The sequence below is a fragment of the Pseudooceanicola antarcticus genome (assembly GCF_900215355.1).
In the GTDB taxonomy this organism is placed as follows: domain Bacteria; phylum Pseudomonadota; class Alphaproteobacteria; order Rhodobacterales; family Rhodobacteraceae; genus Pseudooceanicola; species Pseudooceanicola antarcticus.
In genome coordinates this window covers 83776-98916 of sequence record NZ_OBEA01000004.1, presented here as the reverse complement: position 1 = coordinate 98916, position 15141 = coordinate 83776, and the positions used below count along the sequence as shown (strand labels likewise).

Genomic DNA, 15141 nt, shown 5'->3' with positions numbered 1-15141 from the left:
TAGGTCTGGCAGATATCCAGCACTGGTTTTCACATGAACATTCTTCAAATCGCTTCGCTTCTGATCGTGCTCGCCGCGGGTTTCGGCACGGTGAACTACTTCTTCCTCAGGCTGCCCTCCTCCATCGGCATCCTGCTGGTGGCGCTGGCCACCTCGCTGGCGATGCTGGGGATCGACCTGGCGCTGGCCGATTTCGCCCTGGCCGACCAGATCCGCAGCCTGGTGCTGGGCATCGACTTCTCGGACGCGCTGCTTGAAGGGATGCTGGGCCTGCTGCTCTTTGCCGGGGCGCTGCATGTGAAACTCTCGGACCTGCGGGCGCAATGGCCGGTGGTGCTGTTGATGGCCACGCTCGGCGTCGGCATCTCGACCGCCATCGCGGGACTGGGCTTTGCCTGGATCACCGGCATGCCGCTGCTGGTGGCGCTGGTCTTCGGGGCGCTGATCTCTCCCACAGATCCGGTGGCGGTGCTGGGCGTCCTGCGCGAGGCCAACCTGCGCCGCAGTCTGGAAACCACCATCGCCGGAGAGAGCCTGTTCAACGATGGCGTGGGCTACGTGGTCTACCTGGTCCTCGTCGGCATCGCCTTCGGCGCCACCGCCGGCCACGGCAGCGGGGAAGAGACCAACCAGCTGGCCGCCGCGGCACAGCTCTTTGCCCAGGAGGCGCTTGGCGGCGCGGTCCTGGGGCTGGTGCTGGGCTACCTAGTCTTCCGCGTCATGCGCCGCATCGACGATCCCTCGCTCGAGGTGCTGATCACGCTGGCGCTGGCCTTCGGCGGCTACGAGCTGTCGGTGGCACTGCATGTCTCGGCGCCGATCATGGCGGTCTGCGCCGGTCTGCTGATCGGCGACATCGGTGCGCGCCACGGCATGTCCGAGAAGACCCGCGATTATGTCGAGACCTTCTGGCACCTCATCGACGAGATCCTGAACGCGGTCCTCTTCCTGCTCATCGGGCTCGAGGTCTTCGCCGTGCAGCTGGAGCCCAACTACTTCGCCGCCGCGGCCCTTGCCATCGTCCTGGCGCTGGTGGCGCGCCTGGGGGCAGTGGCGCTGCCGCTGCTGATCCTCAAGCCCTTCCGCGATTTCGGCCCCGGAACCCTGCCGATCATGACCTGGGGCGGGCTGAAGGGCGGTATCTCGGTCGCCCTGGCGCTGTCGCTGCCCGAGGGGGAATGGAAGCCGCTGATCCTGACCGCGACCTATGCCGTGGTGATCTTCTCGATCCTGGTGCAGGGGCTGACCGTCGGCAAACTGGCGGCCAAGGTGGGGCGGGAGCCCGACCTGGTATGAGATGGCTGATCTTCCTGCGCGCGGTGAACGTGGGCGGCACCGGCAAGCTGGCGATGGCGCCGCTGCGTGACGCGCTGGCCGGGGCGGGCGCCGGCAATGTGCAAAGCTACATCCAGAGCGGCAACCTTGCGCTCGACCTGGACGAGACCTCTGCCGCCGCGGTCGAGGACTGGCTGGGCGGGCAGATCGAGGCGCTGGCGGGGTTCCGACCCGGTGCCGTGGCGCTAGAGGCCCCCTTGCTGAAGGCGGCCCGCGCCGCCCTGCCCTTCGCGGGCACCGCCCCCAGGATGACCCACATGGGCCTCTTCCGGGGCGCCACTGCCGGGGATGCGCTCGACCGCCTCGCGGGCTATTGCACCCAGGGTGAGGAACTGGCCCTCGGGGATCATTGCCTCTACCTGCATACGCCCAATGGCATCGGCAGATCGAAGCTCTCGGGCAGGATCGAGCCCGCCATGGGGCTGCCGGTCACCCTGCGCAATCTGAACACGGTCGAGAAGATGCTTTCGCTGGCCTGAGCGCCGAGGGTTGCACCCGGAGACGCTCCGGTCCATTAGAGCGTCTGACCAGTCAAGCAAATCTGCAGGCACCCCCCGTGACGACCCGTCAAGACATCCTGCGCGCCGTCCTCTGGATGAGCGGCGCGGTGGCCTCCTTCCTGACCATGGCTTTCGCCGGCCGGGCCCTGTCAACGAGCCTCGACACCTTCGAGATCATGACCTGGCGGTCGCTGACCGGCGTCGCGATCATGGTCACCCTGATCACCCTGCGGGGAAGCTGGGGCAAGGTCTCGACCAGGCGGATGGGTCTGCAGATTGGGCGCAACATCGCCCATTTCACCGGCCAGAACCTGTGGTTCTTCGCCGTGGCCTCGATCCCGATCGCGCAGGTCTTCGCGCTGGAGTTCACCTCTCCGCTCTGGGTGCTGGTGCTCTCGCCGCTGGTGCTGGGCGAAAGGCTGACGACGATGCGGGTGCTGGCCGCGGGCCTTGGCTTCATCGGCATCCTGATGGTCACCCGCCCCGGCGCGCAAGAGCTGTCGCCCGGCGTCATCGCCGCCGCCTGCTGCGCCATCGCCTTCGCGGTGACCATGGTCACCACCAAGCGGCTAACCCGTGACGTGTCGACCCTGTCGATCATCTTCTGGATGACGGTGACCCAGACCGTGATGGGCCTGATCTGCGGCGGCTACGACTTGGACTTCGCCCTGCCCACCGCGCAGACCCTGCCGCTGCTGGTGCTGGTCGGCTGCTGTGGCCTCTTCGCGCATTTCTGCGTCACCACGGCGCTCAGCTTTGCGCCCGCCACCGTGGTGGTGCCCATCGACTTCACCCGCCTGCCCCTTGCGGCCCTGCTCGGCGTTCTCTTCGCCTCGGAGCCCTTCGATCTCTGGGTTCTGGCCGGTGCCGTGGTCATCTTCGCCGGGAACGTGATCAACATCCGTTCCGAGACCCGGCCCCGCGTGGCCGCCAGCTGAGGCCTTCGATTCGCTGCTGCGCAGCGTGATTTTCGTTTGCTTCCAAGCAGTTCAGCCCCGCAAGAATTCCGCCTGCCGGAACGAGATTTTCGCTGTGCAAAAGCGATATGGCAGATTGGCCACAGATATTCCCGCTTGGCGAAATTTCATTCCGCAAATCTGATCTTCATTTGATCTGTCATTGATCCGCACCACTGCGGTCGCAAGAATGTTGCCCACAGAATGGTCTGCACGACATTCTGTTTTGGGAGGAACATGAAATGAAACTGCAAGCTGGCGCCTTACTGGCGCTGATCGGCGCGTCCATGGCGCATGCCGGAGGGACCGAACGCACGCCGCAATCCGCGATGATCCTGTACCAGAAGGGGAACCTGGTAGAGCTGGGCGTGGCGCGGGTGATGCCGAAACTGTCCGGCGTCATGTCGGACACGAACCCCTCGGGCGACATCGCCCAGGATTTTACCTCGCCCTCGCTCTCGTTGAAGATGGATCTGAACGAGAAATGGGCCATGGCGCTCATCCTGGACAAACCCTGGGGCTCTGACATCGTCTATGGCTCGTCGAGCGCCGTGCTGGACGGGCAGGAAGCCTATGCCGACACCAGCGCCGCGACGATCCTGGCCAAGTACCAGGCCAGCAAGAACTTCAGCGCCTTCGGCGGTCTGCGAATCCAGCGGTCCGGCGGCTACACGATCCTGGACGGCGCGGCCTATGCCGGCCTGCCCGACCAACCCTACGAGGTCACCTTCGAGGACCAGACCGGGCTCGGCTACGTGCTGGGTGTCGCCTACGAGGTGCCCGAGCGCGCCATGCGGCTGGCCCTGACCTACAACTCCGAGGTCAAGTACGACTACCCCACCACCGAGACATTCGACGGCGCCTCCTTGGGCGCATCGGCGGATACCGCCAGCGTGACGCCGCAGTCGATCAACATCGACTTCCAGCACGCCCTGGACGCCCGCACCATCCTGACGGCCTCGGCCCGCTGGGTCGAACATTCGGCCTTCCAGCTGACCCCCTCCGTTCTGGGCAGCAACCTGGTCAATCTGAACGACAGCACCACCTACCGCATCGGTGTCGGCCGCGCCTTCAGCCGCAAGCTCTCGGGTTCGCTGACCTATGCCTTCGAGCCGAAGGTGACCCAGGATGCCAGCTCGACCTCGCCCTATGACGGCTACAAGCAGCTCTCCCTCGGGGTCTCCTACAAGGCGACCGAGCAGATGGAGATCGCGGGTGGTCTCAGCTACCGGCTCTACAACGATGCCAATGCCACCGTTGGCGGCAGCACCGTGGGCCGCTTCGAGGACAATTCCCTGACCGCCGTCGGCCTGAAGATGACCTATCGTTTCTGATCGCCGCGTGATCCCCGGTGTCGCCCGTTTCGGGCGGCACCTCGCCCTATTGCCGCTTTGCGGAACCTGAAACCGTTGTATTTCCGCAATGCGGTATGACATGGGCGCCACATTCCGCAGAATCCGACGCTACGTTACGTAGACTTCCCCCAACGTCAACTTCCTGGCGCGATTGCCCCGCTCCGAGTGCCGGGCTTAGGCTGAAGGCTCGCAGACGCAAGTCTGAGTTGGGAGGAGACAACATGAAAGTTCAAGCAAGCGTCCTTTTGACGTTGCTCGGCGCGACGGCGGCCCATGCGGGCGGCATCGAGCGCACGAGCCAATCCGCCATGCTTCTGTTTGCCGAAGGCAACCGGATGGAGCTGAGTTACGGCGCTGTCAGCCCCTCGCTGACGGGGCGTGACTATTCCGGCAACGACATCGGCAACGTGGGCAACAGCTACGGCCTGCCCAGCTTCGGCCTGAAGTTCGATCTGTCCGAGAAGGTGGCCGTGGCGCTGATCTACGACACCCCCTTCGGCGCGGATATCGAATACGACTACGGCGGCGCCAACCAGCGGCTGGATGGCACCATGGCCAAGGCCGATGTCACCGCGCTGACCCTGCTGGCCAAGTACCAGGCCACCGACCGGGTGAGCGTCTTCGGCGGCATCCGTCGCCAGACCGCCGAAGGTCAGATCACCCTGGACGGCCTGGCCTATGGCGGCGCACCGCCGGGTGGCCTCACCGGCTATTCGGTCGAGCTGAACAACGGCGCGGGCACCGGCTACGTGCTGGGTGCGGCCTACGAGATCCCCGAGATCGCCCTGCGCCTCGCGCTGACCTACAACTCCGAGATCAGCCATGATTTCGATACGGTCGAATACGGGCTGGCCCCGATGGGCCTGGCGGGCACCATGAGCTCCAAGACCCCGGAATCGCTGCAGCTGGAATTCCAGACCGGCATCGCGGCGGACACGCTGCTGATGGCCAGCATCCGCCATGTGAAGCACTCGGCCTTCAAGATCCGCCCGCAGTTCTCGGACACCGACCTGGTCGACCTGAGCGATACCACCACCTACCGCCTGGGCGTCGGCCGCCGCTTCACGCCGAAGCTCGCGGGGCAGGTCTCGGTTGCCTACGAGGCGGCAGGCGATCCGCTGGTCTCGCCGCTGGCCCCCTCCACCGGCTCGACCCAGCTCTCGCTGGGGCTGAGCTACCAGGTCACCGAGGCGCTCGAGGTCTCGGGCGGGGTGAGCTACGTCTGGCTGGGTGACGCGACGCCGGAAACCGGCACGCCCGACACCCCCCACGCGGACTTCAACGACAACAGCGCCACGGCGCTCGGCCTGAAGATCGCCTACCGCTTCTGAGACCGGCACGGCCTGCGCGCCCTGCCCGAGGCTTCGGCAGACCCCCGGCCCAGATGGGCCGGGGGTTTCGCGTTTCGCCCCCCGCCGGGCATTCGGGTTTGACCCGCGCGCGCAGGTCCCCTAACGCTCTCCCTACCGGTCGTGACCCGGCCGCGGGGATGCAAGGGGGCGGAATGCTTTACAAATCGGCGCAGGACTGGCGCGCGGCAAAAGAGAAACGAGTGCTGCTTTTCGGCATGTCGGGACTGGGCAAGACCCATGTCTCGAACCTGCTGCGCGATGACGGAAGCTGGTTCCACTACTCGATCGACTACCGCATCGGCACCGGCTACATGGGCGAGCACATCGCCGACAATGCCAAGCGCCATGCGATGCAGGTGCCCTTCCTGCGCGACCTGCTGATGACCGACTCGATCTACATCGGCTCGAACATCACCTTCAACAACCTGACACCGCTCTCGGCCTACCTGGGCAAACCTGGTGACCGCGCCAAGGGCGGCCTGCCCTTCGACGAATACATGGTGCGCCAGGAACAGCACCGCCTGGCCGAGATCTATTCCCTGATGGACACCCCGCGCTTCGCCCGCCGCGCGGTCGAGCTCTATGGCTACCCGAACTTCGTCTGCGACAGCGGCGGCTCGATCTGCGAGGTCGTCGATCCCTGGGACCCCGAGGACGAGGTGCTCAACACCCTGTGCGAAAGCACCCTGCTGGTCTGGATCAAGGGCGATGACGCCCATACCGAAGAGCTGGTGCGCCGTTTTGACCGCGCGCCGAAACCGATGTACTACGAGCCCGGCTTCCTCACCCGCGCCTGGGAGGAATACCGCGACGAGACCGGCGAGGCTCCGGAAGAGGTGGACCCCGACGCCTTCGTGCGCTGGACCTATGCGCGGGCCCTTTCGCATCGTCAGCCGCGCTACGCGGCGATGGCGGAACGGGGCGTGACCGTGCTGGCCGACGAGGTCGCAGCGGTGCAATCCGCCGAGGATTTCGAAAACCTGATCGAAAAGGCGCTTGCACGGCGCGAAATTGAGCTTAGCTAAGCGGCCTCCACTGCCGTCACAGGACCAGACCTGACATGCCCATCAAGATCCCCGAAGACCTGCCCGCCTACGACGTTCTCACCCGTGAGGGCGTCATGGTCATGTCCGAGGATCAGGCCGCGCGTCAGGACATCCGTCCGCTGCGCATCGGGCTGCTGAACCTGATGCCGAAGAAGATCCAGACGGAGAACCAGTTCTGCCGCCTGATCGGTGCCACGCCGCTGCAGATCGAGCTTTCGCTGATCCGCATGTCCGAGCACCAGACCAAGAACACCGCCGCCGACCACATGGAAAGCTTCTACCGCCCCTTCGAGGAGGTCGCGGCCTCGGGCGAGAAGTTCGACGGTCTGATCATCACCGGCGCCCCGATCGAGCACCTGCCCTTCGAGGCGGTGACCTATTGGCAGGAGCTGGAGCAGGTCTTTGCCTGGACCCAGAGCCACGTGCATTCCACCTTCGGCGTCTGCTGGGGCGGCATGGCGATGATCCATCACTTCCACGGGGTGCCGAAGCATATCCTGGCCGAAAAATACTTCGGCTGCTATCCGCAGGCCAACTTGGATCCGGCCTCTCCCTTCCTGCGCGGCTTCTCGGATTCGCTTTCGGTGCCGGTCAGCCGCTGGACCGAGATGCGCGAGGACGACATCCGCGCCGCCGGTGGCGGTCTGAAGACCCTGCTCGGCAACGAGACCACCGGCCCCTGCCTGGTCGAGGACCCGGCACATCGCGCGCTCTATGTCTTCAACCACTTTGAATACGACAGCGACACGCTGAAGCAGGAATATGACCGCGACGTAGAGGCCGGCAAGCCGATCCTGCTGCCGGTCAACTACTTCCCCGGAGACGATCCGACCCGGAAGCCGCAGAACCGCTGGCGCAGCCATGCGCATCTGCTCTACGGCAACTGGATCAACCAGATCTACCAGACCACGCCCTTCGACATGGCGCGGATCGGCCATGAGATGACGCCGCAGGCCTCCGCCTGAGATCATAGACGAAAAGCAGCAAAAGCCTTGCCCGAGCCCTCGCAACCATACGGTTGCGGGGGTTTTTCTTGCCAGGTCCCGCGAGCGGGCCTACTGCAGTCGGGACGCGCCCGCATCGCTCACTGCCGGGCCGAATTGAAGAATAGGAATTATTAGTATGACAGAGGCTCTCGCCTGGCTCGCCGGCGGCCTGTGCGTCGCCGTTCTCGCCTTCGTCCTTGCCACCTGGATCAAGGGCATGCTGAAGCGGCGCCGGGTGCTGGCGACCTATCCGCCCCTGGGCCAGTTCCTGACCATCGACGGCCACCGGGTGCATTACCTTCAGTTTGGCGCGGGCCCGGACCTGGTGATCCTCCATGGCGCGACCACACAGATGCGCGAAGCGATGGAGACCTATGCGCCGGACCTCGGCCGCGACTTCCGCGTCACCATCATCGACCGCCCCGGCATGGGCTACAGCGACCGGCTGAGCCGCGAGGGCGAAAGCCTCAAGCAACAGGCGGCGCATCTGGATCGCGTGCTGGAGGCGCTCGGGATCGAGCGCACCACCCTGCTGGGCCAGAGCTTCGGCGGCAGCATCGCCCTGGCCTGGGTGCTGAGCCGGCCTGCCCGGATCGAGGCCCTGGCGCTCACCGCCACCCCCACCTATCGCTGGATTCCCAGGATGCCCTGGCGCATCAAGGGGCCCGCCATGCCCTATGTCGGCCCGCTGATCGCACAATTCGTGTTCGTATGGTTCCCCGAAAGCTACTATGCGCGGAAATACCGGGAACACTTCTTCCCCGCCGCCGAGCCCGAGGACTACACTACCCGTATCGGGACGCCATTGTCCGTGTTGCCGGGAAGCATTGTCTCGGACAACCGTCAACTGGCCCGCATGGAGGACGACCTGACCGAACTCGCGCCGCATTACAGCGAGATCTCGGTGCCGGTCGAAATCGTCAACGGGGCAGAGGATATGATCGTGGCACCTGATCTGCATGCGATCCCGCTGGGAAGGGAAATCCCGGGGGCACGGGTGAAGCTGCTGAAGGGGCTGGGACACATGCCCCATGTTGGCGACCCCGACGGGATCAACGGAGCGGTCCGCCGCGCCGCCCGGAGGGCCAGGACCAAGGCCGGCTGAGGCGTCTTTTTCTCGGGCATCACGGTCGGCGTTCCGGGGGACGGAAAATGACATTCTTTCTGAGCGGCGCAGCCGGGCTTCTGGTCCTGCTCGCCGGATTTGTCGTTGCGAGTATTCTGAGAAACCGGCGCCGGGTGGCGCGCTGGACCGCGGCCTTCCCGCCGCGGGGACGCTTCATAGAGGTCCAGGGACAGCGCCTTCACGTGGTGCAAGACGGCCCCGAGGACGGACCCGACGTTGTGCTGCTGCATGGTGCCTCGATCAATCTCCGCGATCTCGAGATCACCCTGGTACCCGGCCTGGTCAGGGCCGGCTTCCGGGTCACGCTCTTCGACCGGCCGGGGCTTGGCCACTCCTTGCCCTGCGATCTGCATATTTCCCTGCGTCGCCAGGCCGAGCTTCTGGACGAGGCCGCGGGCAAGCTGGGACTGGAGCGCTTCATCCTCACCGGGCAGAGCTTCGGCGGTGCGGTGGCCACAAGCTGGGCGGTGCATCGCCCGGAACGGGTGGCGGGGCTGGTGAGCATCTCTGCCCCGGTGCTGCCCTGGCCGCCCGAGATCCCCAGGCACTTCCGCCTGCTGGCGCGACCGCTTGCCGGACCTCTTCTGGCGCGGCTGATCGCGGCCTGGCTGCCGCTCGCCCGGCTCGAGCGCGAGCTGGCAGAGCAATTCCATCCCGCGCCCCTGCCCGCCGACTACCTCGCCCGCTCCGGCGCGCTGCTCGCGCAGCGCCCCGAGACCCTGCACAACGATGCCTGCCAGCGCCTGCGCCTGCTGCGGGACCAGCGCGCCATGGTCGAGGCCCTGCCGCGCCTTCGGCTGCCGGTCGAGCTGGTCCACGGCACGCAGGACACGAAGGTGCGCCCGGACCGCCACGCCGAACCGCTCAGGGAAGAGATCCCGGGCGCGCGGCTGAAGCGGCTGGCGGGGCTGGGCCACATGCCCCACCATGCCGAGCCGGAGGCCTGCGTCGAGGCGATCCGCCGGGCCGCGCGACGCGGCGGGCTGCTGCCGGCCGTGCAGGCGCCCCCAAGGGCCCAACTTCTGGAGGCCCATCCCTAACCCATACATTGCGAAAGACCTTTTCCCCCGCCATATAGGGGGAAAAGGACATGCCAGATGGACCTTCCCTTCGCCGGGGCGATCAGCGCCTACTATCTCAACGAAGCCCCTGAATCCCTGCGCAATGCCATCCGGCGCGCCGAGAAGGGCGATATCCTGGCCGGCTCCTACCCCTATTCCGAACGCATGCCCCGCAAGGCCTACGAGACGCAGTACAAGGCGCTGCAGATCGAGCTGGTGAAGATGCAGGCCTGGGCCAAGGATACCGGCGCCCGCGTGGTCTGCCTCTTCGAGGGCCGCGACGCGGCCGGCAAGGGCGGCACCATCAAGCGCTTCCGCGAGAACCTGAACCCGCGCGGCGCCCGCGTCGTGGCCCTGCCCGCCCCCTCGGACACCGAGGCGGGGCAATGGTATTTCCAGCGCTACACCGCCCATCTTCCGGGGCGCGGAGAGCTGACCTTCTACGATCGCTCCTGGTACAATCGCGGCGTGGTCGAGCCGGTCTTCGGCTTCTGCACCCGTGAGCAGCGCGAGACCTTCTTCTCGCAGGTGCCGCGCTTCGAGAAGATGCTGGTCGAGGACGGTATCCACCTGTTCAAGTTCTGGCTCAACCTGGGCCGGGCCGAGCAGCTGCGCCGCTTCCTCGCCCGAGAGCAGGATCCCCTGAAGCAGTGGAAGCTCTCGCGCATCGACGTCGACGGGCTGCCGCTCTGGGGGGCCTATTCCGATGCCATCGCCGAGACCCTGACCCGCAGCCACACCGCCGAGGCCCCCTGGACCGTGATCCGCGCCGACGACAAGCGCCGCGCCCGGCTCGAGGCGATCCGGCGGGTGCTGCATGCCCTGCCCTATACAGCCAAGGACGAAAAGGCGCTCGGGCCGCTCGATCACCAGATCGGTGGCGGGCCGGAGATCTGGGATGTCTAAGAAGCGCGGCTATCACCACGGCAACCTGCGCCAGGCGCTGGTCGAGGCGGCCCTGCAGCTGATCGAGGTGCGCGGCCCCACGGGCTTCACCCTGTCGGAGGCCGCCAAGCAGGCTGGTGTCACGCCTGCCGCCGTCTATCGCCACTTCGAGGGCCGCGAGGACCTGATCGCCGAGGCGGCCCGTCAGGGCTACGAGATCTTCGCCGACGTGATCGACTATGCCTACCAGAAGGGCCAGCCCTCGGCGCTGGCGGCCTTCGAGGCCACGGGACGCGCCTACCTTGCCTTCGCCCGCAAGTACCCCGGCCACTACATCGCGATGTTCGAAAGCGGCATCTCGGTCAACCGCACCCCCGAGCTGGCCGCCGAATCCCGCCGTGCCTGGGAGGTGCTGGAACGGGCGGCGCACGACCTGTCGCAGCATATCCCCCCCGACAAGCGCCCGCCGGCCTCGATGTTCTCGGCCCATATCTGGGCACTGAGCCACGGCGTGGTCGAGCTCTTCGCGCGCAACTCTCCCGGCCGGCAAAGCCCCTTCCCGCCCGAGGACCTGCTGGAAACCGGTATCGGCATCTACCTGCGTGGCCTGGGGCTGATCGAGGAAGATCGCTGAGGGCGGCGTTAACCTGCGGAAAAGGCGAATCTGCGACACCCGGTGAGGACAGACATCGGGGTGTAGATCTTGACTGCCGCAGCCAAGCGCCGGGAACCTCCGGTCATCAATGAGACCACTCTGGGCCCGCGTTTCGGCAAGGCCCGGACCCAGGCGCAACGCCTCGTCGCCTTCTCCTGCCTGGCTTCGGTGCCGGTGGTGGCCGCGCCCGGCCTGCTGCTGGACAACGGGATGCTCTGGGCCACCCTGCCGCCATCCCTGCTGCTGGCGATACTGGCCTTCGTCACCCTGCGCATGCCGGGACCTGCGGCGCGGGTGCTGGTATCTCTGGCGCTGCTCGGCCAATGCGTGCTCTTCAACGCGGCGATGCTGGGCCACCCGATGCAGCCCGACGCCCACATGACCTATTTCGTCGCGCTGACGGCCATTGCGACATTGTCGTCGCGCCCGGCGCTGATCTGGGCGGGGGCGGTGGTGGTGGGGCATCACCTGACCCTGGCCCTGTTCGCTCCCTCGCTGGTCTTCCTGTCGGAAGGTCTTGGGTTCAACATGATGCGGGTGGCCTTTCACGGCGTGACCGTGCTGCTGGCCTGCATCAACCTGATGATCATCGTCCATTTCCGCCTGCTGCAGACGGTCTATTCGGAACGCCGCGCCGGGCAGCTGGAAGGCGCCATGGGCGAGGCGCAGCAGGCGCTGCGGGAAGCCCGGCGGCAGAAGGAGGAAGCGCAGGAGGCGACACGCCGCGCCGAAGAGGCCCGCGAGGATTCGACCCGCGCCCGCCAGCATGCCGAAGCCGCCCTGAAAGAGGCCGAAGAGAACGCCCGCGCCGCCCGTGAGGCCGAAGCGCGCAATGCCGAAACCCAGGACCGCCACGCCCGAGAGGTCGAAGAGGTGATCGCGCATCTGCAGCAGAAGCTTTCGTGCCTGGCGCAGGGCGACCTGACCACCCGGATCGACCGCCCCCTGCCCGCAGCCTTCGCCGATCTGTCGCAGAGCTTCAACATCGGCGTGGCACGCCTGGAAGAGGCCTTCGCGGCGGTGCAGGAAGAGGTCGTCTCGATCCGTGCGCAATCGCGCGAGATCAACGATGCGGCCGAGGATCTGGGCCGGCGAACCGAGAAACAGGTCACCACCCTGTCGGAGGCCGCGGGCACCCTGCAGCAACTGACCACCCTCATCGGCGAGATCGCCACGGACACCGGCGCGGCCCGCACCGCGACCGAGGAAACCAGGGGCGAGGCCACCTCGGGCACCGAGGTGATGACCCGCACCGTCTCGGCCATGGATGAGATCGAGGGGTCGTCCTCAGAAATCCGCAAGATCATCACGGTGATCGACGGGATCGCCTTCCAGACCAATCTCCTGGCGCTGAATGCCGGGGTCGAGGCGGCGCGCGCCGGCAATGCCGGGCGCGGCTTCGCGGTGGTGGCCAACGAGGTCCGCGCTCTGGCGCAGCGCAGCTCGGAAGCCGCCAAGGAAATCGACGCGCTGATCAACAGCTCTGCCGGCCATGTCGGGCGCGGGGTGAACCTGGTGAAGACCACCGGCAGCGCGCTAGACTCAATCCGCCAGGCGGTGGAGCGCACAGCCGAGCGCATGCAGGCGGTGGCCGACGCCACCCAGGACCAGTCGCGCGGCCTCAGCGAGGTCAACGCCGCCATCAAGGAGCTCGAGGCCTTCACGCAGCGCAATGCGGCGATCTTCGAGGAAACGATGACCGCCAATGCCTTGCTTTCGGAAACAGCAGAGAGCCTTGCCTCCCGCGTAGGCGAGTTCCGCATCGGAGAGCGACAGGCCGCCCGCGCCGAGGAAGCCTGGCTGAACGAGGGCAAGGATCGCCGCATCGAACAACGCAGGCGCGCCTGACGCCTGCGGCGGCAGCCGCCCCAGGGAAGGCAAGCCGGGAAGGCACTCAGCCTGAAGCTTGGAGCCTGAAGCTTGGAGCTTGGAGCTTGGAGCTTGGAGCTTGGAGCTTGGAGCTTGGAGCTTGGAGCTTGGAGCTTGGAGCTTGGAGCTTGGAGCTTGGAGCTTGGAAAAAGCAACTCTCCTGCCCCGCCGCACACAAGCTGAAATGTTCCCGCCGTGTCGGGATGCTGCGGACATTGCCCCGAAGCTCTGCCGCATCGGGCAGGACTTGGGCCGATCCGGCCGGCCATACCTGCGACCCGAAATCCTGTCCTGGCACAAGACATCGAGTCCGCGCGCCCAAACCCTCAGCGGCGCGCGCGGCAGGCGCCTCTGGCAGTCCGATCCGGGCCGGGATCGCCTGAGCGAGCCAAGGCGCAAGAGCTTCCCCGCAATAGCAGAAAGGCCGCCCCGAGGGGCGGCCTTTCGTATTTCGCAAGAGTTGAAGATCAACGCTTGGAGAACTGGAAGCTACGACGCGCCTTGCGCTTACCGTACTTCTTACGCTCGACGACGCGGCTGTCGCGGGTCAGGAAGCCTGCGGCTTTCAGAGCGCCACGCAGCGAGGGATCGTAGAGCTGCAGAGCCTTCGAGATACCGTGCTTCACGGCACCGGCCTGGCCGGACAGACCGCCGCCCTTGACGGTGGCGTAGACGTCGAACTCGCCTTCCACACCGGCAACGGTGAACGGCTGGCGCAGGATCATCTGCAGAACCGGACGCGCAAAGTACTTGTCCATTTCCTTGCCGTTGACGGTGACCTTGCCGGAGCCCGGCTTGATCCAGACGCGCGCAACGGCGTCCTTACGCTTGCCGGTCGCATAGGAGCGGCCCAGCTCGTCACGGACGGGTTCACGCGGGGCGTCGAGCTCGAGGGTGGTGCCCTCTTCGGCGACGACGTCCTTCAGCTCTTCCAGGGAATTCACTTGATCGGCCATCTATCAGCTCCGCGTGTTCTTGGAGTTCATGGATTTGACATCCAGCACTTCCGGCGCCTGGGCCTCGTGCGGGTGCTCGGAACCGGCATAGACACGCAGGTTGGTCATCTGCTGGCGGGACAGGCGGTTGCCCGGCAGCATGCGCTTGACCGCCAGGGTCACGACGCGCTCGGGGTGTGCACCCTCGAGGATCTGGCCCGCGGTGCGGTCCTTGATCCCACCCGGGAAACCGGTGTGCCAGTAGTATTTCTTGTCGCCACGCTTCTTGCCGGTAAGCTGGATCTTGTCGGCATTGATGACGATGACGTTGTCGCCCATGTCCATGTGAGGAGTGAACGACGGCTTGTGCTTGCCACGCAGGCGCATGGCGACGATCGAGGCGAGACGGCCCAGCACGACGCCTTCAGCGTCGATGATGATCCATTTCTTCTCGATGTCTGCAGGCTTTGCAGAGAAGGTTTTCATGACGGGTGCCCTTTGGAAACTGGCAGCCCGCGTGGCCAATGGACCCGCGGGCGAAGTGATGGGCGGGTTATACAGCCGCCCACAGGCCAGTCAAGCACCACATATCCAAATTATGAAAGCATTTTCAATGCCTTGCAAAATAGGTATCAAAATACCCCACTAATTTCACCGCTCCGGCGGCAGCGAATAGGTCAAAGTGGCCCGCGCGACCGCCGCGCCGCCGTCTGCGGGCAGGATCATCACGTCCCCGACCGCCAGCACACGGCCCAGCTTGAGAAGCCGCGCCTCGGCCACCAGGTCCTGCCCCGCCGCCGGTTTGCGCATGAAGTCGATGGAACAATTGGTGGTCACGGCAAGCGCCTTTGGTCCCACCATGGCCAGCACTGCCAGGTAGACCGCCACATCCGCCAGCGAGAACATCGCCGGCCCCGAGACCGTACCTCCGGGACGCAGGTGCCGCTCGGCCACCGCCAGGCGCACCCGCAACGCCATCTCCGAGACCTCTTCGATGACATAGTCTTCGGCGACCTGGGGAAAGGCCTCTTCCAGGAAGCGCGCCAGCGCCTCCGCATCCATTGCGATTGCCATGTTTCC

15 protein-coding genes are annotated in these 15141 nt (G+C 66.0%); 12 read left to right on the top strand and 3 right to left on the bottom strand.

The features are described 5' to 3' along the window. Positions 1 to 33: 33 nt before the first annotated feature. The 12 genes from CRO50_RS11190 (at position 34) to CRO50_RS11135 (ending at position 13105) form a co-directional block, all read left to right on the top strand. Positions 34 to 1296 (top strand): cation:proton antiporter, encoded by a 1263-nt coding sequence (locus CRO50_RS11190; RefSeq protein WP_097146007.1) that lies wholly within the window; start codon positions 34 to 36, stop codon positions 1294 to 1296. Then, the gene (locus CRO50_RS11185; RefSeq protein ID WP_097146006.1) at positions 1293 to 1814 is read left to right on the top strand and encodes a DUF1697 domain-containing protein; all 522 of its coding nucleotides are present in this window, start codon (positions 1293 to 1295) and stop codon (positions 1812 to 1814) included. Before CRO50_RS11190 ends, CRO50_RS11185 begins: the two co-directional genes overlap by 4 nt. Before the next feature lie 77 nt (positions 1815 to 1891). Then, complete coding sequence (locus CRO50_RS11180; RefSeq protein ID WP_269778122.1) at positions 1892 to 2773, top strand: DMT family transporter; 882 nt, start codon at positions 1892 to 1894, stop codon at positions 2771 to 2773. 260 nt (positions 2774 to 3033) lie between these two features. Beyond that, positions 3034 to 4125 carry an OmpP1/FadL family transporter gene (locus tag CRO50_RS11175; RefSeq protein ID WP_097146005.1) on the top strand — a complete coding sequence of 364 codons (1092 nt, stop codon included), beginning with the start codon at positions 3034 to 3036 and terminating at the stop codon, positions 4123 to 4125. A 242-nt stretch (positions 4126 to 4367) separates the two neighbouring features. After that, positions 4368 to 5477 (top strand): OmpP1/FadL family transporter, encoded by a 1110-nt coding sequence (locus CRO50_RS11170; RefSeq protein WP_097146004.1) that lies wholly within the window; start codon positions 4368 to 4370, stop codon positions 5475 to 5477. A gap of 173 nt (positions 5478 to 5650) precedes the next feature. After that, the gene (locus CRO50_RS11165) at positions 5651 to 6523 is read left to right on the top strand and encodes an ATPase (protein ID WP_097146003.1); all 873 of its coding nucleotides are present in this window, start codon (positions 5651 to 5653) and stop codon (positions 6521 to 6523) included. A gap of 35 nt (positions 6524 to 6558) precedes the next feature. Continuing rightward, the gene (locus CRO50_RS11160; protein WP_097146002.1) at positions 6559 to 7509 is read left to right on the top strand and encodes a homoserine O-succinyltransferase; all 951 of its coding nucleotides are present in this window, start codon (positions 6559 to 6561) and stop codon (positions 7507 to 7509) included. Between the two features lie 157 nt (positions 7510 to 7666). Beyond that, the gene (locus CRO50_RS11155) at positions 7667 to 8635 is read left to right on the top strand and encodes an alpha/beta fold hydrolase (protein ID WP_097146001.1); all 969 of its coding nucleotides are present in this window, start codon (positions 7667 to 7669) and stop codon (positions 8633 to 8635) included. Positions 8636 to 8682: 47 nt separating this feature from the next. After that, positions 8683 to 9696: an alpha/beta fold hydrolase gene (locus CRO50_RS11150; protein WP_097146000.1), complete on the top strand. Its 1014-nt coding sequence runs from the start codon at positions 8683 to 8685 to the stop codon at positions 9694 to 9696. Positions 9697 to 9753: 57 nt separating this feature from the next. Then, entirely contained in the window at positions 9754 to 10623 is an 870-nt protein-coding gene (gene ppk2, locus CRO50_RS11145; RefSeq protein ID WP_097145999.1) for a polyphosphate kinase 2, read from the top strand. Next, a complete protein-coding gene (locus CRO50_RS11140) occupies positions 10616 to 11236 on the top strand; it encodes a TetR/AcrR family transcriptional regulator (protein ID WP_097145998.1) in 621 nt (206 codons plus the stop codon). The genes ppk2 and CRO50_RS11140 overlap by 8 nt, the downstream gene beginning before the upstream one ends. A 69-nt stretch (positions 11237 to 11305) precedes the next feature. Then, positions 11306 to 13105: a methyl-accepting chemotaxis protein gene (locus CRO50_RS11135; protein ID WP_097145997.1), complete on the top strand. Its 1800-nt coding sequence runs from the start codon at positions 11306 to 11308 to the stop codon at positions 13103 to 13105. A 488-nt stretch (positions 13106 to 13593) separates the two neighbouring features. Here the strand turns inward: CRO50_RS11135 and rpsI are convergent, their stop codons facing one another. The 3 genes from rpsI to CRO50_RS11115 form a co-directional block, all read right to left on the bottom strand. Next, the gene (rpsI, locus tag CRO50_RS11125) at positions 13594 to 14082 is read right to left on the bottom strand and encodes a 30S ribosomal protein S9 (protein WP_097145995.1); all 489 of its coding nucleotides are present in this window, start codon (positions 14080 to 14082) and stop codon (positions 13594 to 13596) included. Between the two features lie 3 nt (positions 14083 to 14085). After that, positions 14086 to 14547, bottom strand: a complete 462-nt coding sequence (gene rplM / locus CRO50_RS11120; RefSeq protein ID WP_097145994.1) for a 50S ribosomal protein L13 — start codon at positions 14545 to 14547, stop codon at positions 14086 to 14088. A gap of 165 nt (positions 14548 to 14712) precedes the next feature. Then, on the bottom strand, positions 14713 to 15135 hold the full coding sequence (locus CRO50_RS11115) for a PaaI family thioesterase (protein ID WP_097145993.1): 423 nt from the start codon (positions 15133 to 15135) through the stop codon (positions 14713 to 14715). Positions 15136 to 15141: the final 6 nt, after the last annotated feature.